General features: G+C 46.6%; 13 protein-coding genes and 1 riboswitch. Of the genes, 6 read left to right on the top strand and 7 right to left on the bottom strand.

The genetic code is table 11. The features are described 5' to 3' along the window. Window positions 1-145: 145 nt before the first annotated feature. Both mlc and VIC_RS09045 read left to right on the top strand, forming a co-directional pair. The gene (gene mlc, locus VIC_RS09050; protein WP_006959262.1) at window positions 146-1,363 is read left to right on the top strand and encodes a sugar metabolism global transcriptional regulator Mlc; all 1,218 of its coding nucleotides are present in this window, start codon (window positions 146-148) and stop codon (window positions 1,361-1,363) included. Window positions 1,364-1,487: 124 nt separating this feature from the next. Then, window positions 1,488-2,435 carry a chemotaxis protein CheV gene (locus tag VIC_RS09045; RefSeq protein ID WP_006959259.1) on the top strand — a complete coding sequence of 316 codons (948 nt, stop codon included), beginning with the start codon at window positions 1,488-1,490 and terminating at the stop codon, window positions 2,433-2,435. A 273-nt stretch (window positions 2,436-2,708) separates the two neighbouring features. On the opposite strand, the gene VIC_RS09040 is transcribed toward VIC_RS09045, so the two are convergent. The 4 genes from VIC_RS09040 to VIC_RS09025 all read right to left on the bottom strand — a co-directional run bounded on the left by VIC_RS09040 (window position 2,709) and on the right by VIC_RS09025 (window position 8,745). After that, window positions 2,709-5,780 carry an error-prone DNA polymerase gene (locus VIC_RS09040; RefSeq protein ID WP_006959257.1) on the bottom strand — a complete coding sequence of 1,024 codons (3,072 nt, stop codon included), beginning with the start codon at window positions 5,778-5,780 and terminating at the stop codon, window positions 2,709-2,711. A gap of 14 nt (window positions 5,781-5,794) precedes the next feature. Next, entirely contained in the window at window positions 5,795-7,195 is a 1,401-nt protein-coding gene (locus VIC_RS09035) for a Y-family DNA polymerase (RefSeq protein WP_006959255.1), read from the bottom strand. Between the two features lie 2 nt (window positions 7,196-7,197). Further along, a complete protein-coding gene (gene imuA / locus VIC_RS09030; RefSeq protein WP_006959253.1) occupies window positions 7,198-7,875 on the bottom strand; it encodes a translesion DNA synthesis-associated protein ImuA in 678 nt (225 codons plus the stop codon). Window positions 7,876-8,001: 126 nt separating this feature from the next. Further along, window positions 8,002-8,745, bottom strand: coding sequence for a YciK family oxidoreductase (locus VIC_RS09025; protein WP_006959251.1), 744 nt, complete (start codon window positions 8,743-8,745; stop codon window positions 8,002-8,004). Window positions 8,746-8,833: 88 nt separating this feature from the next. Between VIC_RS09025 and sohB the strand changes: the two genes are divergently transcribed. Then, complete coding sequence (gene sohB / locus VIC_RS09020) at window positions 8,834-9,895, top strand: protease SohB (RefSeq protein ID WP_029236329.1); 1,062 nt, start codon at window positions 8,834-8,836, stop codon at window positions 9,893-9,895. 61 nt (window positions 9,896-9,956) lie between these two features. On the opposite strand, the gene VIC_RS09015 is transcribed toward sohB, so the two are convergent. Then, entirely contained in the window at window positions 9,957-11,408 is a 1,452-nt protein-coding gene (locus tag VIC_RS09015) for a DEAD/DEAH box helicase (RefSeq protein WP_006959248.1), read from the bottom strand. Between the two features lie 101 nt (window positions 11,409-11,509). Further along, entirely contained in the window at window positions 11,510-12,076 is a 567-nt protein-coding gene (gene rrtA / locus VIC_RS09010; protein ID WP_006959246.1) for a rhombosortase, read from the bottom strand. Window positions 12,077-12,079: 3 nt separating this feature from the next. Here rrtA and VIC_RS09005 point away from each other — a divergent pair, with 3 nt between their 5' ends. Both VIC_RS09005 and VIC_RS09000 read left to right on the top strand, forming a co-directional pair. Beyond that, window positions 12,080-12,685, top strand: a complete 606-nt coding sequence (locus tag VIC_RS09005; RefSeq protein ID WP_080555926.1) for a tRNA-uridine aminocarboxypropyltransferase — start codon at window positions 12,080-12,082, stop codon at window positions 12,683-12,685. 104 nt (window positions 12,686-12,789) lie between these two features. Beyond that, window positions 12,790-12,889: riboswitch (purine riboswitch) on the top strand. Between the two features lie 82 nt (window positions 12,890-12,971). After that, window positions 12,972-13,982 carry an adenosine deaminase gene (locus VIC_RS09000; RefSeq protein WP_006959244.1) on the top strand — a complete coding sequence of 337 codons (1,011 nt, stop codon included), beginning with the start codon at window positions 12,972-12,974 and terminating at the stop codon, window positions 13,980-13,982. 29 nt (window positions 13,983-14,011) lie between these two features. Here VIC_RS09000 and VIC_RS08995 read toward each other — a convergent pair whose 3' ends face one another. Beyond that, the gene (locus VIC_RS08995) at window positions 14,012-15,328 is read right to left on the bottom strand and encodes an anti-phage deoxyguanosine triphosphatase (protein WP_006959243.1); all 1,317 of its coding nucleotides are present in this window, start codon (window positions 15,326-15,328) and stop codon (window positions 14,012-14,014) included. A 326-nt stretch (window positions 15,329-15,654) separates the two neighbouring features. Between VIC_RS08995 and VIC_RS08990 the strand changes: the two genes are divergently transcribed. Beyond that, complete coding sequence (locus VIC_RS08990) at window positions 15,655-18,504, top strand: glycosyl hydrolase family 18 protein (protein ID WP_039951667.1); 2,850 nt, start codon at window positions 15,655-15,657, stop codon at window positions 18,502-18,504. Window positions 18,505-18,529 lie beyond the last annotated feature (25 nt).

Raw genomic sequence — 18,529 nt, 5'->3', positions numbered from 1 at the left:
AAATGTGATATCTGTTTTGCAATTTGATTGAACGCCCAAAGAATCATGTTTATCCGTGATGCTTGTCACGGCAATCTACCAAAGCTCTTCACAATTACTTCGCAAAGTAAAAAAATTGCTTAGTTGTTGATATTTGGAGCACCCTATGTACATGGCTCAACCAGGCCATATTGATCATATCAAGCAGGTCAATGCTGGCCGTGTATATAAACTCATTGATCAAAAAGGTCCTATCTCTCGAATTGATTTGTCAAAAGAGAGCGAGCTTGCCCCTGCGAGTATTACCAAGATTACTCGTGAGCTGATTGATGCTCATCTGATCCACGAAACTACCGTGCAGGAAGCGACCAGTCGTGGCCGCCCGGCAGTGGGGCTACAGGTGAACAATGAAGGCTGGCAGTTTCTCTCAATGCGTCTCGGCCGTGGCTATTTGACCATTGCTTTGCATGAGTTGGGCGGTGATGTTCTGATTGACACTAAAATCGATATCCATGAAATCGATCAAGACGATGTGTTAGCTCGCTTGCTCCATGAAATCGATGAATTTTTCCAGACATATTCCGAGCAACTAGACCGTGTAACCAGTATTGCACTTACTCTTCCTGGTTTGGTGAACTCTGAAAAAGGCATTGTGTTGCAAATGCCGCACTACAATGTTGAAAACCTTTCTCTTGGCCCTGAAATCTACAAAGCAACAGGTCTTCCCGTCTTCATCGCTAACGACACCCGAGCGTGGGCATTGGCAGAGAAGTTGTTTGGTCATTCTCAGGAAAACGAAAACTCAGTACTGATTTCTATCCACCATGGTCTTGGTGCGGGTATTGTTCTTGATGGTCGTGTGCTTCAAGGGCGTCACGGTAACATCGGTGAACTTGGCCATATTCAAATCGATCCTAATGGTAAGCTTTGTCATTGTGGCAACCGAGGATGCCTTGAAACTGTTGCCAGCTCTCAGGCTATTCGTAGCGAAGTGGCGGAACGTTTGGCAAATGGTGAAGAATCAACGTTGTCAGACATTGAAGAGCTGTCAGTTGAAGATATTTGTGAAGCTGCAGCAAATGGTGATCCATTGGCAGTGGATGCTGTCGAAAAACTTGGTCGTTATCTGGGCTCGGCGATTGCGATTGTCATCAACCTCTTCAACCCGGAAAAAATTCTCATTGGTGGGGCGATTAACCAAGCAAAAGACGTATTGTATCCGGCCATTCAAAACTGTATTAAAGAGCAAAGCCTGCCTGTTTATCATCAGGATCTTGAAGTTGTAGAGTCTCGCTTCTACAAACAGGCGACCATGCCTGGCGCGGCATTAATCAAACAGGCCCTCTATGATGGGTTATTATTGATGAAGGTGATAGAAGGCTAAGCTCGTAGTTAAGAAGCTTTATCTTTTATGTAAACCCATATAACCTTCAAGTTGTATGGGTTTATTTTTGTTTAGCCTGGCTTTAGGCTATTTTTGATATATTACAAAGTAGTTGAGAGATAGTATGTCCGGAGTTTTAAATAGCGTTGATCAGCGAACGAATCTTGTTGGTGAAAACCGATTGGAGTTGCTGCTGTTCAGTCTTAACAGCCGTCAGGTCTTTGCGATCAACGTTTTTAAAGTTCGCGAGGTTATTAAAGTCCCGCCTTTGACCAAAATGCCAGGCTCACATCACAACATTACTGGCGTCGCTTTTTTACGTGGTGTCTCGGTTCCTGTGATTGATTTACGAAGTGCCATTGGATTCCCGCCATCTAGAGAAGAAGAGCAAGAGCAGAACCTGATCATTACTGAATATAACCGTACCGTTCAGGGCTTTTTAGTCGGCCAGGTGCGTAACATTGTCAACACTGCTTGGACGGAAATTCAGCCACCACCGAAAACGGCTGGGCGTGCTAATTACCTGACAGCCATCACTCACATCAAAGAAAACGACCAACAGCAAATAGTCGAAATTATTGATGTAGAGAAAGTTTTGGCTGAAATTATCGACTACGATGTGTCTATTTCTGAAGGCGTATTGGACGAAGAATTGGCCGCTCAGATGATAGGCCGCAATGTTCTGATCGTTGATGATTCTTCAACGGCTCGTGCCCAGGTCAAAGGTACCTTGTCTCAGCTGGGGCTGAATATTCTTGAATGCCGTGATGGTCTTGAAGCGCTTCGGCTGATTAAAGGTTGGAGCGAAGAGGGCAAAGATGTCCCCCGTGAATTGTTACTGATGATCACTGATGCAGAAATGCCTGAAATGGACGGTTATAAGCTGACTCACGAGATTCGCAGTGACCCTAAATTAAAAGATCTGTATATCACGCTCAATACATCGTTGAGTGGTAGCTTTAATGATGCGATGGTGAAGAAGGTGGGGTGTGATCGATTCATTTCCAAGTTCCAGCCAGATTTATTGGTTGAAGTGGCACAAGATCGACTGCGTGACATTTTGTCGAGATAGTGTCTCGATTGATATAAAGCATGTAATCCAGTTAAATTGTTGATAGCATTTGTTCGATCATTTGCTTTGCGAATTAATTAATCTTCACTTTTCATCAGAAGCTAAAGGTAGTTCCAATTCATGATATGGTTTACGTCTAAGGTTGTGATGACCTTATGCATGTTACTGTACAGGGAATACAAAAAGAGACGTATGGACGCTGAAGAAAATGTGTAACTCGTCTAACTGTTAATCTAAAGGGAGCCGAATGGCTCCTTTCTCCGTTTATGGTGGTTAGTGGAAATCTCGTGATTTGCTTTTGAGCCCTTCTAGCTTGTCTGTCATATCGATCAATCTACCTGCAATGATGTGTGTAACTTCTCCTTCTCTTTCTAGAATGCCTTTTACCATCATGACTTTGGCTGTGAGATAGGCCTGTTTTTGCGCTCGCGCCGTTGCCTGCCAGACCACGACATTCATGTTGCCGCTGTCGTCCTCTAAAGTGAAAAAGGTGACGCCAGCAGCGGTACCGGGAGCTTGCTTACCTGTCACGACACCGACGATGGTCACCAGAGACTGATGTGGCTTATGAATAAGCTCCTTCATTCTTGTAAAGCGCCCTAGAACACCTGCTTGTTCCAAAAGCGTGATAGGGTGTTTGCTGAGTGATAGTCCAATGGAAGAGTAGTCTTCCAGCAGTGTTTGAACCTCTGAAGGCTTACTGATTGAGTCACTTTGTGGCTCTTCTAAATCTTTAAATAGAGGTAAATCGGATAACGAATCCATCATAGCCCAGCGGGTTTGAAAACGGTTATTGGCGATTGACTGCATGGCATTAGCAGAAGCAAGCAGCTCAAGGTCTCGCTGATTTAATCCGATATGTTTGAGTTGCCTAGGGTGTTGAAATCCTTCACTACCACGTGCTTTGAGGAGTTGAAGGCTACTCTCTGCACTGAATCCTTTTATCTGGCGAAAGCCAAGTCGGATGGCAAGTTTATTGCCGCATCGGACAACCTGATGATCATAGTGTGATTGGTTTACGCAGACAGGAAGTATGAGAACATGGTGACGCCGTGCATCCTGAACTAGCTGCGATGCACTGTAAAAGCCCATCGGCAGGCTATTGAGGAGTGAAGCGTAAAAAGCTTCCGGATGATAATGTTTGAGCCAAGCAGAACAATACGCCAGCACAGCAAAAGAGGCAGAATGACTCTCAGGAAAACCGTACTCACCAAATCCAAGTATCTGATCAAAAATGCGTTCAGCAAATTCTTGTTCGTAGCCGCGAGCCAACATTCCCTCAATCAGCTTGGTGCGAAACTTCACCAGATCGCCATTCTTTTTCCAAGATGCCATAGCACGACGCAATTGATCGGCTTCACCACCACTAAAGCCTGCAGCTACCATCGCCAGCTTGATTACCTGCTCCTGAAAGATAGGCACCCCCATAGTTCGAGATAAGACATCTTTGACTTCATCCGAAGGGAAGGTCACGGGTTCGATACCATCACGGCGTTTGAGAAAAGGGTGAACCATGTCCCCCTGAATCGGCCCCGGGCGTACAATAGCAATCTGGATCACCAGATCGTAATAAGTCTTGGGCCTGAGTCTGGGAAGCATGCTCATTTGAGCTCGTGATTCGATCTGAAATACACCGACTGTGTCGGCTTTCTGGATCATGCCATACACTTCAGGATCATCTTGCCTTCGGGTGATCTCTGCAATAGTCAGATCTTGCTGATGGAAGCGTTTGACCAACTGGAAACATTTATGAATAGCGCTGAGCATCCCTAGGGCGAGGACGTCAACTTTCATTAGCTTCAGGCTTTCCAGATCATCTTTATCCCACTGAATAACTGTCCTGCCTGCCATAGATGCATTCTCAACTGGCACCAGTTCATACAAAGGGCCAGCGGCAATCACAAAGCCGCCAACATGTTGAGATAAGTGACGAGGAAAGCCGAGAATATCATTAACCAGAGTGATGAACTGCTCACCTTTGAGAGAATCCGGCTGAAGACCAAGCTCGACGATCTGCGCCTGCCAGCCGAGCTCACGATCTCGACGGTTAACGTTTTTGATGAAGTAATCGAGTTGGCTTTCTTCAATCCCAAGCGCTTTACCTACATCGCGAACGGCACTTTTAAAGCGATAAGTGATCACTGTTGCCGCAAGCGCTGCTCGTTCACGGCCATACTTCTGATAAATGTATTGAATGACTTCTTCACGGCGTTCGTGTTCGAAGTCTACGTCGATGTCAGGTGGCTCATCACGTTCTTTACTGATAAAGCGCTCGAAGAGAACGGAAATTTGTCGAGGGTCGACCGCTGTAATTTCCAGACAGTAGCAAACGACAGAGTTGGCTGCTGAGCCACGCCCTTGATAGAGAATATTCTGACGTTTGGCAAACATCACTATGTCGTGAATGGTCAGGAAATAGTAGGGGTAGTTGAGCTCATCAATCAGCTCAAGCTCTTTGTCGATAGTTTCTGAAATATCCTGAGGAATACCTTCGGGAAAGCGGCGACGCTTGCCACTGTCTACTAATTTGCGCAGATAGCTCATCGGCGTTTCACCACTGGGTACTAGTTCATGGGGGTATTCGTACTTGAGTTTTTCTAAACTGAACTGGCACTGCTCGGTGAGGCGAATACTCTCTTCCAGCCATTCTTGTTTAAACAGTCGGGCGAGCTTTTCTTTGCTTCGCAGTGTTCGTTCTGTATTAGTAAGTAGGTGCTTACCAATTTTATCAACGCTACTACCATGCCGGACTGCGGTCAGAACATGTTGTAGAGGAAGACGGTTAGCAGTATGCATGAGTACACCACCGCAAGCGGTGATTGGTACCATCAATTCCTGAGCGAGTTCCTCACAGTGAGTAAGGTAGCTTTTATCGTCTGCATCTAAATGGCGCTGAACACCTAACCACAATCTTGGTTGATGATGTTGAGCAAGCCAGTGTCCCCATTTCTGATCGCTATGTTGATGGCTGGGGAGCCAGACAATCAAGCAGTGGCGAAGCGACATTAAATCCCATTCTGCCAGCTGATATTGCCCTTTCTCGGTGCGCCTTCTTGCGTTTGTGATGATTCGACAGAGTTCGGCATAGGCTTCACGGTTTGGGCAAAGTAATACGACCTGACACTCATCATTTAACCAGAACATACTTCCTATGATCAGTTTGATATTGAGGTTATGAGTTTTGATCGCTCTATAAGCTCTGACCACTCCTGCTACGGAGCATTCATCGGTAATCGCCAGTGCGTGATAGCGTAAAAAGTCTGCTTGTAGAATAAGCTCTTCTGCGTGAGAAGCGCCGGTGAGGAAAGAGAAGTTGGTCTGGCAGAAGAGTTCAGCGTACTTCATTATCGCATCTCCGCTTAGCTAAATAACCCATGCAGAAACCACTGCATTTCTTGATTGCGAAATACCCAGAGCCAACGTCCACTGTCACTGCGCGCAATAAAATAATCCCGCGTCATTTCCTCACCATCCCACCAGCCAGTCACAAAGCGTTCAGGGCCGTGCATAACATTGACCTTTTCTGTTAAAGGCTCAGGGTTTGGTAGCATCAAAGAGGGGCGTAAGCCAGAGAGCGAAACTTTAGTAGGAATGGGGAGTTCGGGGGCACACAATGAAATCGATTTCTCTGGTCTAGGGTCATCTGTTGGTGCGACTTTAAGGACTTGGTGATTACCTAGCTTAGCTTGTAGCGTGGCTATCAACTCCAGTTCTGTTTGTTGGCCTTTACGTCCTGCGAAAATGTCTTGGCTGGTGGACTCAAGTTCGCCACTACGTACCACTTTCAGAGTCAAACCTTGTACTGGAGCATCAAGTTTAATGGACTCCATTGTTAGCTGACAAAGCTTAGCCCAGCGCTGAGCGGAGTAATCTCCACAGGCGGAAGTAAATGCAATCACACCAGCGGCACGATCGCGTTGATGAAGAGTCAGCTCAAGTTCGTATGCGACCTGATTACGTAATGTTAGAAACCCTTCCAATTTTTCTAGTAGTTTCAATAGCGGTTTTTCCAACCACTGGGTATTTTCGATATCAAACAACAGCTCAAGATAACTTTGGAAGTGTTCAGGTGGGTGGTAGAAGTCTACTGGGTGTTTAAACTGCCCCATCAGTCGCCCGACATAGTTAACCAAGTCGATATCAAAACGTCTGGCGACCTCTTGCATCGGCAGTTCCAGCAGATCGTTGAGGGTCAACACTCCCACACGGGAGAGTTTTTCAACCTGTTTACTGTCAAGCTCAGTCGCTGAAATCGGATAAGATTTGAGTGCTTCACAGAGTTGAGATCTATCTTGGCTGACTAATGCACTTCCAGACTTTGCCAGCAGAATGGCAGAGAAGGGAGAAAAGCCAGTGGCGTACTGATACTGGATATTCAGCTGCTGTAAATGCTGAGAAACTCGGCGCCAATAAGCATCCAGCCCACCATAGAGTGACAGCATATCAGTGACTTTTAGCAATAATCCTTGTGGCGGAAAGAGCACCAGATCAGAGGTCACCATATACAGCCACTGAGCGATATCCAGTAAGGTCTGTTGCTCCACCTTCTCATCATAGGGGTGAACCTGAAGCGAGTGACACAAAGCGCTGGCGCTGCCCAGTCCCATTCCCGGTCGAATACCTTGTTCGTGCGCGGCGAAATTGCATTGCACGATTTGGAAACGTTTGGAATCAACCACCACCAAAGGCTGCTGAGCCTGTTCAGAGTACAGCGCATCCAGTTGTAGAGTCGGGAAATGCAAGTACAACCACACCTGCATAGTTAGCCTTGCTTACGCAGTGGGAAAGGAAGAATGACAGGCTCAGGTCTGGACTCTGTTAATGAAGGCCAGAGCGTACTCATATCCAGAACGAAGCTAGCATGTGGCCACCCACCTTTGCGTTTCGTAATGGTGATTTCAATTCCAAGTGAGTGGGGGAGTAGCGTCATGCTCAAACTAACGGGCAGAGAAAAGAGATTGCGTTGTTCGGTTTTAAACAAAAACGACAGGCAATTTCCAGTTTCACTAGCTACCTGAAGTCGACGAGCATGGTGGACTTCCAGCCCAGAATGCCAAAGCAGCACATTACTGCAAGCGCCGCTTTTTAGGCATTGCTCTGCAGCCCATAAGGCCTCGTTATCTGTTTTCGGATAAAGCAGTAGAACATGGTTCAGATCGAGCCCTTCTGCTGTCAGAGATTGCGCAGACAGATGACCTGGTGGCTGTATGAATACGGACAACCTACCTTGGCTGCTGTTTTTAAGGTGAGGGAGTAGCAGACGAAGCTCTCCGATGCCGGGAGTCGTTTGCAATTCCACCACACCATGAATAGGAAAGCCGCCTTCCAGTTTTTGATCCAGAAGATCAAAACCAGTCGGGTGGTGATCTCTGGACTCAGGAGTGTGATTGCCCTGCCAAAGCCATTGTTTTTTCTTAAGATGTTCTATCAGTTCATACATAACAATTTACCTGTATATATGTACAGTATAAATTATTATTATTTATCAGCAAGGGAAGGGCTGAATAAGTGGATAAAAAAACGCCTTGTGTTTCCACAAGGCGTTGAATATCTGAGAAGTTTTTTTCTATTTCTTCGGCTGTGCGTCAATACACTGACCACGAACGTCTTTGCTCTCGTTCGACATCAGGTGAAGATAAAGCGGCATGATATCCAGTGGTGTTTTTAGCAACTCAGCGTCTTCCGCTGGGTAAGCCTTCGCGCGCATGGAAGTGCGTGTACCACCTGGGTTAATCGCATTGACACGGATGTGTGTATCGCTCAATTCATCCGCTAGAATCTGCATCATGCCTTCTGTTGCGAACTTAGATATTGCGTAAGTTCCCCAGAAAGCACGGCCAGCATGGCCAACCGTTGATGAAGTAAAGATAACGCTGGCATCATCTGATTTATGCAGTAGCGGAAGGATTGCCTGAGTCATCAGGAACTGAGCTTTAACATTAACCTGCATGATATCGTCGTAAGTGTCTTCACCAATCTGATCAAATGGGCTTAGTACACCCAGTTGACTGGCATTGTGTAGCACTCCATCAAGTCGACCAAACTGACTACCAATGGTATCGGCCATATCAATATAGTTTTGCTTGTTTGCGCCTTTCATATCCAGAGGAATGATCGCTGGTTGAGGATAGCCAGCAGCTTCGATTTCATCGTAAGTTTGCTCAAGCTTCTTCACTGTACGACCTAACAGAATGACGGTGGCACCATGCTGAGCAAATGAAATTGCGGCTTGTTTACCGATGCCGTCACCGGCACCTGTCACGAGAATGACTTTGTCTTTTAAAGCGTCTGAGGAAACGGAATAATCCACGACATGCATCCTTATTGTAATGTTCTGCTTTATGAATCCGTAAGATGGTGGTTACAATACACTAATTCGCACATTAGGGGATATCACATTGGAATTTTTGTTGGACTACGGGCTGTTTTTAGCCAAGATTGTGACTGTTGTAGTCGCAGTGATTGCGATTCTTGTTATAGCCAAAGCCGTAGGGGGTAAGAGTGGTGCTGCAAAGGGTGAATTGGAGATCACCAACTTGACGGATCAGCATAAAAACACCGTTGAGCAGCTTGAGCATCACCTGCATGATTCAGCGTTTATCAAAGCGCGTGATAAGGCAGAGAAGAAACAAGAGAAAGAGAAAACAAAAGCCCGTGAAAAAGAAGTGAAGCAGGCTTCAAAAGACGGTGATTTGGACAGCAAGCGTGAGCCTCACCTATTTGTTCTGGATTTCAAAGGCAGCATTGACGCCAAAGAAGTCGCGTCACTACGCGAAGAAGTGACCGCAATTCTCGCGGTAGCTCGTGAAGGGGACGAAGTACTACTGCGCCTAGAGTCTGGTGGCGGTATGGTACATGGCTACGGTTTGGCATCGTCTCAACTGGATCGTATTAAGGCGGCTAAGCTGCCACTGACGATTGCGGTAGATAAAGTGGCTGCCAGTGGTGGTTACATGATGGCATGTATTGCTGACAAGATTGTTTCAGCACCATTTGCAATCGTAGGCTCCATCGGCGTGATTGCTCAGCTACCTAACTTCAATAAAGTACTCAAAAAGTACGATATCGAGTATGAACAGCTAACAGCGGGTGAATACAAGCGTACCTTGACCATGTTTGGCGAAAACACCGATAAAGCGCGTGATAAGTTCAAACAGGAACTCGAAGAAACACATGGCCTGTTTAAAGACTTTATTCGTGAGCGTCGCCCTGAACTTGAATTAGATAAAGTGGCCACTGGTGAACACTGGTTTGGCACTCAGGCGCATTCACTGGGTCTGGTTGATGAAATCAAAACCTCTGATGATCTGGTTGTGGAAGCTTGTAAAGATAAAACAGTCTTAGCGATTCACTACGTAGAGAAGAAAAAGCTGACATCTAAGCTGGCAGGTCTGGCGGGTGAAGCGGCTGATAACGTACTGATGAAGCTAATTGATCGTGGTCAGCGTCCTATCGTGTAAGCTGACTTCTTTTGTTTAGTTAAATGAAAAGCCCCTCAACTGAGGGGCTTTGTGTATTTGGTTACTGTGCTTTAGGTTGCGAATGGTTTGGCTTGCGGTTCGCTGGTCTACGACGTTTCTGTCCATTATTGCCAGTATTGTTTGAGGCTTTGCTATTGCCAGAACTGCCGTCCTTACGTTTGCCACCATTATTACTCTTGGAGCCATCACCGTTGGGTTTGTTATGGCCAAAATGACGTTTGTTTTTCCCCGCTGGCTTATGACCACGAGCATTGTCACCTGAGCGCTTACCATCGGCATGGTCGACTTTTGGCTTCTTGGGCTTTTTCGGTTTCTTAGGTTTGATTGGGCGAGTATCTAACTTAGATTCTGGCAGCACATTGACGGGCTTATAGCCTTCCAGCTCCAAACGAGGTAATACTTGCTGGATGAGGCGTTCAATACCAAATAGCTCGCTGGCTTCCGCTGCTTCAACTAAAGAGATCGCTTTGCCGACTTCACCCGCTCGGCCAGTACGGCCAATTCGGTGGACATAATCTTCTGCTACGTGAGGCAGCTCGAAGTTAACGACCTGAGGGAGTTGAGGAATGTCGATACCACGTGCGGCAATATCTGTGGCAACTAATACACGCACTTCTCCGGATTTAAAATCAGCCAGTGCCTTGGTGCGTGCGCCTTGGCTTTTGTTACCGTGAATAGGTGCCGCCGTAATACCTTGATCATTAAGGTAGTGAGAAAGTCGGTTCGCCCCGTGTTTGGTACGGCTGAAGACCAGAACTTGTCTCCAATCGCCGTCTTTGATGAGCTTCACCAGCATAGGTGCTTTTTTACGCTTATCTGCTGGGTAGATAGATTGTTCAATGGTGACCGCAGTGGAGTTCTCAGGGTTAACAGAGACTTCGACCGGATCATTGACTAGACCTTTGGCTAGTTCGCGAATCTCAGCAGAGAAGGTTGCAGAGAACAGTAGGTTTTGGCGCTTTTCCGGAAGCAGTGCGAGAATTTTACGAATATCGCGAATAAAGCCCATATCCAACATGCGATCTGCTTCATCCAACACTAAAACTTCTAACTGGGAGAAGTTAATTGCATTCTGCTGGTATAAATCGAGTAATCGACCTGGGGTTGCGACAAGCACGTCTGTGCCTTTACGCAGCTTCGTCATTTGTGGATTAATCTTCACTCCACCGAATACTACATTCGACGTCAGACGTTGATAGCGGCTGTACTTGAACACGTTTTCCTGGACCTGAGCCGCCAATTCACGAGTCGGTGTCAGTACCAATGCTCTTACATGGTTGCCTTTGACTCGGGTGCCATTATCTAATCGTTCTAGAATCGGTAATGTGAAGCCTGCGGTTTTACCCGTACCTGTCTGAGCCGCTGCCATGACATCTTTACCTGCTAACACTGCAGGAATGGCTTGCTCCTGAATTGGAGATGGTTTGTCATAACCCTGATCGTCGATGGCTTTGAGGAGCGGGGCAGAAAGGCCTAAAGCGGTAAAACCCATAAATTGTTCTCTGTTTAAGGTGAGATAAGTGCTCTGGCGGCAATCGACCACCAGCAAAAGGGCGCCATTCTGAGCCCTTTGGTCAGGAACATCAATAGAAATTATCGCTGAGAGCGGTTAAGTCTTGTCTGAAAGTTTAGCTTAGTAGTGACAAAAGCAAGCACGAGACCGGTCAATGCGCCAAACAGATGAGACTCCACCGCTACACGGGCATTGATTAACTCGCTGGTCGATTGCGAGGCGCCCATGGTCATTTCCCAGCCCACTTTGGCTAATACACCAATGACAAGTAACCAGCTACCTTTACGACCTTGTAAGGATTCTTGAAGCGCATAATAGGCAAAGATGCCATGTAGCACACCAGAAAGACCAACATAGCTAGTCATGCTTGTTGTCAGGTTGAGTACACCCACGGATAAGCTAATCACGAACAATACACAGAGCAGAGAAGTTACTCTTGGCTTAAACAGATAAGTGATAACCCACAAGCCAGCCAGATTCATGCCTAAATGAGCAAAGTTGGTGTGGGTGAAGTTTCCTGTTAGGATTCGCCACCACTGGCCTTCAGAAATAAGTTGATGATGCCAGTATGTCAGGCTGGCTAAAGGCTCGAACTGCACGCCTAGGCAGACTAAGCTGATAGCAATTAACAGAAGAAGTAAACGCACGCTATGTCCCGATATTGTTCTCAATGTGGTAAGTCACTCAAAGCTTGTATTTGTGAGTGGATACAAAGCCTAACATCGAATGTTGAGCTGGTCATCTTACAGCATCCGACAGAAACAAACAGACCCATGGGCACCGCGCGCATTCTCAGGCTCTCGCTTGAGAACAGCTACCTGTTTGAAGGCGAAAATTTTACTCAGCATAGCGAGCTGAATAAGCTGTTGGATGAGGAAGGCTATCAGCATTTTGTGCTTTATCCGGGAGAAGTGTCTGTCAGCCATGAAGAGGTAGCTAAAGCCGTCTCCAGCGAAGGCAAAGTGCGGATTATTTTGCTCGATGGCACGTGGAAAAAAGCGTACAAAATGTGGCAATTGTCTGAGAATTTACAGGCATTACCTTTAGTGCGTTTGCCAGAGAACCTACAGGGCAATTACCGTATTCGCAAAGCGCCCAGTGACAACAGCTTGTCTACCGTGGAGGCTGGCTACCATATCCTGACTTTGCTGCAACCAGAGCAAGACTTCACCCCATTACTTGATACCTTCAATCACATGATTGACTTTCAAATCAAGCAGATGCCGCCCGGTGTGTTTGAAAAAAATTACCGGTAATAAACGCAAACTCGTCATTTGAGGTCTAAAATTATTTTCAAGCGCAGCGTTGTACAGTGAATCTTTGCCAGAATATAATGACGCGCAATCGTTTAGTTATGACTGTTAAGCCATAAACGATGCTTCGTATAATCCCACTGATAAGGTGTGGGAGTTTCTACCTGAAACCGCAAATTTCAGATTACGAAGAGTGAAGTGCATTGCGCTTTTCTCTTTGTATGCCTGTTTATCTTCACAAGAGAAAAGCGTTTGTTGAATACCAATCGAATTGAATGGGGAGACAAGCGTGAACCAAACCGAATTTATTCGTCAGTTACCAAAAGTTGAGTTGCATCTGCATATTGAAGGTTCACTTGAACCTGAGATGATGTTTAAACTCGCATTACGCAATCAAATCGCGCTGCCATTTACCACGCCTGAAGAGGTCAAAGCCGCGTATGAGTTTACTAACCTTCAATCGTTCCTTGATATCTACTATCAAGGTGCCAACGTGTTGATTCATGAACAGGATTTTTATGATTTAACCTGGGCTTATTTGTTGCGCTGTAAGGTTGACAATGTCATTCACACCGAGATCTTCTTCGACCCACAAACTCATACTGAGCGTGGTATTGCGTTTGACACAGTAATCAACGGTATACACCGCGCTTTGCAAGATGCGAAAACGCAATTGGGTATCAGTAGTCGAGTCATCATGTGTTTTTTACGTCATCTGGACGAAGACAGTGCTTTTGCTACCTTAGAACAAGCATTGGCACACAAAGATAAAATCATTGGTGTTGGTTTGGATTCATCGGAAGTGGGTCACCCGCCAGAGAAGTTTGCTCGTGTTTTTGTCAAAGCACTCGAGGCTGGTTTTCTCACAGTCGCCCATGCAGGAGAAGAGGGGCCTGTTGCCAACATTTATAACAGCCTTGAATTATTGAAAGTGTCGCGCATTGACCATGGCGTGCGCTGCGCCGATGATCCGAATCTGGTGGTGTTGCTGGCTCAGTCGCGTATGCCGCTGACGGTTTGCCCACTGTCCAACACTAAGCTCAAAGTATTTGAGGAGATGAAGCAACACAATGTTGTCGATTTATTGAGGCAAGGGCTGTGTGTAACGATCAACTCAGATGACCCAGCCTATTTTGGTGGCTACATGACCGACAACTTTCTTGCAGTTGCAGGCAGTCATATGTTGACGCAAGAAGAGTTGGCGCAATTTAGTCGCAATGCGATTGAAGCGAGCTTTATCAGTGACAGTGAGAAGCAGAGGCTCGCGAACCGACTCGATGAATTTGTCGACAGGTGTTAAAGCAAGCGGAGCATAAGCTCCGCTTTTTGTTAATGAGATGAGAACAACTGCTGGTGCAGGCGCTGAGCATGGCCGTCAGTCATCGAAGAAATATAGTCTGCAATCACACGATAACCTTCGCTTTCACATGTTGCTTGCTGCCATTCATGACGAATTGGAGCAGACAGTAATCTTTCAGGATCGGCGCTAAACGCTTCGAAGATATCCATAATGATCTGTTGCCCCTTGTACTCGACAACTTGAACATGAGGCACCTGAATCACGTACTCACTGACAAAGCGCTTAAGGACTTCCAGCGCCTGAGCCATTTCTGGCTCCAGATAAGCGTTAAATGCCAGCAGTTCACTTTCGAAAGGCGCGTCAACAGGTTTGATGGAAATACTGGTGAGTAAAGCGTTCACCATGCCACCAATGGCGTCTTTACGCTGGTAGTGAGTACCGGAAAACAGCATGTCTGTAATAGAGTCGATATGAGCTTCAAACCAAGGCTCACCACATTCTGAAAGCAAACTCGCCGCGCCTTCTATCCATTGGTGTCTTGTCACCATGCCAAGCACCACCGCATCTTCGAGATCATGCACCCCATAGGCAATGTCATCGGCCAGCTCCATGATAGAGCAGTCGATGGACTTAAAGCGGGTCTTTTTATGCTGACGCTCAGTTAATTGCTCATCGCGCATCTGGCTGAAAAGTTGCTTATCTGACTCACTGAGCGGTTCAAGTACCCAATCAAATAGTGACTGGTCACAGTCATATAAACCTTTGGCTGGTGACCACTCTTTTGCTTTGAGCTTACGCTGGTGAGAGACACTGTCTGGAGTCACATCAGCGCATGTTTTACTGATTAGCGCTGGGTATTTGATCAGGCCAAGCAAAGTTCGTCGCGCCAGATTCATACCAAAGTGCTCGGTATAAGGCTCAAGCTTGGTCACGATGCGAAATGTCTGTGCGTTTCCCTCAAATCCGCCATGCTCACGCATCATATAGTTGAGGGCGACTTCACCACCATGCCCATACGGAGGATGACCAATATCATGGGCTAAGCAAAGCGAGTCTATTAAGCTATCGCTAGGCAAAAGATCGCGAAACTCGGCTTGTTTCTTCTTTATCTGCGCGACGATTCCCGTCCCTAACTGAGCCGCTTCGAGAGAGTGGGTAAGCCGAGTGCGGTGAAAATCGTCAAAACTGTTGCCGTGAACCTGAGTTTTCGCCTGCAAACGTCGAAACGCTGCGGAGTGAAGAATTCTCGCTCGGTCACGTTGGTAAGGACTACGGTGATCGTCTCGACGAATCTTATGTTCATCATCGTGGCGTTGTTCCCATAACAGTTTACTGTTTGAACCCATATAAATTTTGGCCTTTAACTGCGTGAATAATATAGCGCTTTAACGACGCCGCCTGACATGTTGGTGGAGATGCATAGGTTTATTGTGCTTGAGTATGACGCTGAGAGCAAAGGAAGCTTCTCTCCTGGAGGTGGGAGAGTGGTATTAAAAAATCTCTGCATTAATGCCAGTCTCATTTTATGTATCCAAGTTTTTAGAATGATTCACCTCTTCCTGCCTATTTTTTATATCTTTCGTTCTAAATTGAATTCGCCAATATGAAATTGGTTTTTATTAAATTTGTGTCATTTAAGCGTATGCGCACAAAACAATTTGGAATCTAAGAAATGAAGCTAAATTTATTAACAACGTCAATTTTAGTACTCATAGCGTCTACTGCCACTGCGGGTGATTTTACTCGTGAAGATGAGAGATACATCTCTCCGGAAGAGTGGGCGGAACGGACAGATCCATTGGCACCGAAAGGGCCTGTTGCATCAGGTAGCCCCTTTTATGTCAATGAGTACGAAGATAACTCTGAACTGCCTAAAATCTCGGCTTATTTATCTAACTGGGGCTTTTATGCTCGTGGGGTTGATCTATCCAAATTTTCAGAGGGTTACGACAAGATAATACTCTCCTTCTTTGGAATGTGTGGATCCGAAATAGGTGATAGCTCGAATACGTCCGCGGTTGAATCACTAGAGAGGCTTTGTGGTTTTGCCAAAGATGCTAACCCTGAGCATGGTAAGGATTTTGAGGTCCTGACCACCGATGCTTGGGCGGATATGGCAACCGATGGTGCCGGTGTCTTAACGGATGACGAAATTGCCGATGCAGGTAACCCAAACTGGGAAGAGGAAGATGTTTTGCTCCAGCGTTGGTACCAGGGAGAAGACAAAGTTGCAGGCTTCTTAGGGGCAATGAAAAAGCTTAAGGGGCAGAATCCAGATTTAGCCGTCGCCTTTAGTGTCGGAGGCTGGTCTCTATCTGAGCCGTTTTCACGCATGGCTGCCGATCCGGACAATCGCGCCATCTTTATCGCAAGTGTTGTGGAGATCTTCAAGCGCTTCTCTTTCTTTTCTCAGATTGATTTAGACTGGGAGTACCCTGGCGGAGGTGGTGCTGATGGTAACAGTTCAAGCGACGCGGATGGTGAGAACTATGCGACGTTGATTAGAGAGCTGCGGAGCGCTTTAGATGACGCAGGTCTTGAAGACGTCGAAATTGCTATTGCTGCCCCTGCGCCCGTCGATAAAATTCAAGCAGGTGATATCGGTAATGTCTATCGAGCGGGTGTCGATACGATTCATCTGATGACATATGATTTCTTTGGCACGCCTTGGGCGGAATCTCTCGCCCACCATACCAATACTTTTCCTTATGCAGAGGCTGAGTGGTCAGCGGATGATTCTATCAGCTACTTGATTGAAAATATGAATGTTCCATCTCAGGCGATTCAGATTGGGTACGCCACATACAGCCGTAATGCGACAGAAGCTCAGGTGACCAGCTTTTCTCCACTTGAGGGTAGTTACAGTATGCCTTCGGACCCTGATGTAAAAGTGGGTGGGTCATGGGAACCTGGAATTTACGAATGGTATGACATTGAACAAACCTTTGCTTCGATTTCAGAAAGCGACGGCTTTCAAATAGACAAGATAGAAAGTTACAACTTGTATACCGATGCACATGCTAACGCGGATTACATATACAGCCCCGAGAGAAAGTTCTTTATCTCTTTAGATACCCCACGTACTGCTTATATGAAAGCGAAGTATGTAGAGAAGTACAATCTGGGCGGGATTTTCACTTGGATGGCGGATTATGATAACGGCATTCTGCTGAACGCAGCTCGTGAAGGTTTGGGGTACCAGCAGACAGATGCTTCAGGCAACATTGATATGAACAATATCATATACAGCTGTGGTACAAACATTACATCACCTCAGCAGTGTCGTGAGTTAACGAACTTAGAGCCTGAAAACGCGGAAACGGCTGCAGATGCTGGGGCGGATATGAGTGCTGAGCTTGAATCCGGAGTGCAGTATACGCTTGATGGCAGCCAATCTACCAGTGCACAGGGCGCGTTGACTTATGCATGGTCCTTGGTGGACGTGGAAGGTACAGATTCTTCGGCCATCTCTATTGATGACTCAACCCAAGCAACGACACATTTTACCGTGTCTGATGTAGATTCTGATGTGACGGCAACCTTCCAGCTTACCGTTACGGATGAAGCGGAAGCGAGCTCAAGCGATACTATGGTTTACACCTTGACGGTACCTACACCGGATAATCAGCCACCAGTGGCGGATGCGGGGCAAGATCAGTCCATTACCCGTGGTGATAGTTTTACTCTGAATGGCTCTAACTCAAGTGATCCCGAAGGGGAAGAGCTGAGTTACCAATGGGTACAAACACAAGGCCAGAGTCTGCCACTTGAAGATGGTGGGGCGAAAGCTGTGATCGAGGTTGATAGTAGTAGCCTTAGAAACTATGACCAGACACTAGCCTTTACGTTAACAGTATCCGATGGAAGTCTAGAAGACAGTGATTCCGTGACGATTGCGGTGTCTGGGGATGCTGACGCCAATGAAGACCCTCATGCTGATATCGCCGTAACGGTAGAAGGAGGAGAAATTCATTTGGATGGTTCTAAGTCCAGTGACGATGGCAGGATTGAGTCATTCTCGTGGAGCGGTACTGATCCAAATGGTGACGTGCTGACGATTCCGGGCTCGGATCAACCAACGACGGTTTACACGCCAGAGATGGAAGGAGAGTTTAACTTCTCGTTAAACGTCACCGATAACTTCGGTGCAACGGACTCCGCAAGTGGAAGCGTGAACTTTACTTTCCCTGAAGGGGATAGCTGTGAACCTCAGCCAGACCCTGATGCGGGCAACCACCCAGCTTGGGATATCAACGCAGAATACCCAGGCTCAGGAACACTCGTTAGTCATAACGGTTTTGTATGGCAAAACCAATGGCATGCGAATGTAGGGGAAGAGCCAGGAGTCGCTGATGTTTGGGCATTGGTTAGTGATGTTGTACTGCCATGGGAAGAGAAGTCGTATGCTCAATATTCTGAAGTGTCTCATAACGGCTACTTCTGGGTAGCGGCATACTGGGCGAGCGCAGGTGATGAACCAGGTGTTGCTACCATGTGGGAACAACAAGCGGCTTGTAACTAGTACAATCGTATTGATGTAAATAACA

The sequence above is a fragment of the Vibrio coralliilyticus ATCC BAA-450 genome (assembly GCF_000176135.1).
Taxonomy (GTDB): domain Bacteria; phylum Pseudomonadota; class Gammaproteobacteria; order Enterobacterales; family Vibrionaceae; genus Vibrio; species Vibrio coralliilyticus.
The sequence above is the reverse complement of the archived record's forward strand: the minus strand, read 5'-3'. Positions and strand labels throughout refer to the sequence as shown.

Bases quoted from the DNA above. Each gene is read 5' to 3' on its own strand.
- VIC_RS09005 (WP_080555926.1), top strand. From the start codon at position 12,080: ATGTCCCGATATTGTTCTCAATGTGGTAAGTCACTCAAAGCTTGTATT.
- VIC_RS09040 (WP_006959257.1), bottom strand. From the start codon at position 5,780: ATGAAGTACGCTGAACTCTTCTGCCAGACCAACTTCTCTTTCCTCACC.
- imuA (WP_006959253.1), bottom strand. From the start codon at position 7,875: ATGTATGAACTGATAGAACATCTTAAGAAAAAACAATGGCTTTGGCAG.
- VIC_RS09015 (WP_006959248.1), bottom strand. From the start codon at position 11,408: ATGGGTTTTACCGCTTTAGGCCTTTCTGCCCCGCTCCTCAAAGCCATC.
- mlc (WP_006959262.1), top strand. From the start codon at position 146: ATGTACATGGCTCAACCAGGCCATATTGATCATATCAAGCAGGTCAAT.
- VIC_RS09045 (WP_006959259.1), top strand. From the start codon at position 1,488: ATGTCCGGAGTTTTAAATAGCGTTGATCAGCGAACGAATCTTGTTGGT.
- VIC_RS08995 (WP_006959243.1), bottom strand. From the start codon at position 15,328: ATGGGTTCAAACAGTAAACTGTTATGGGAACAACGCCACGATGATGAA.
- VIC_RS09035 (WP_006959255.1), bottom strand. From the start codon at position 7,195: ATGCAGGTGTGGTTGTACTTGCATTTCCCGACTCTACAACTGGATGCG.
- VIC_RS08990 (WP_039951667.1), top strand. From the start codon at position 15,655: ATGAAGCTAAATTTATTAACAACGTCAATTTTAGTACTCATAGCGTCT.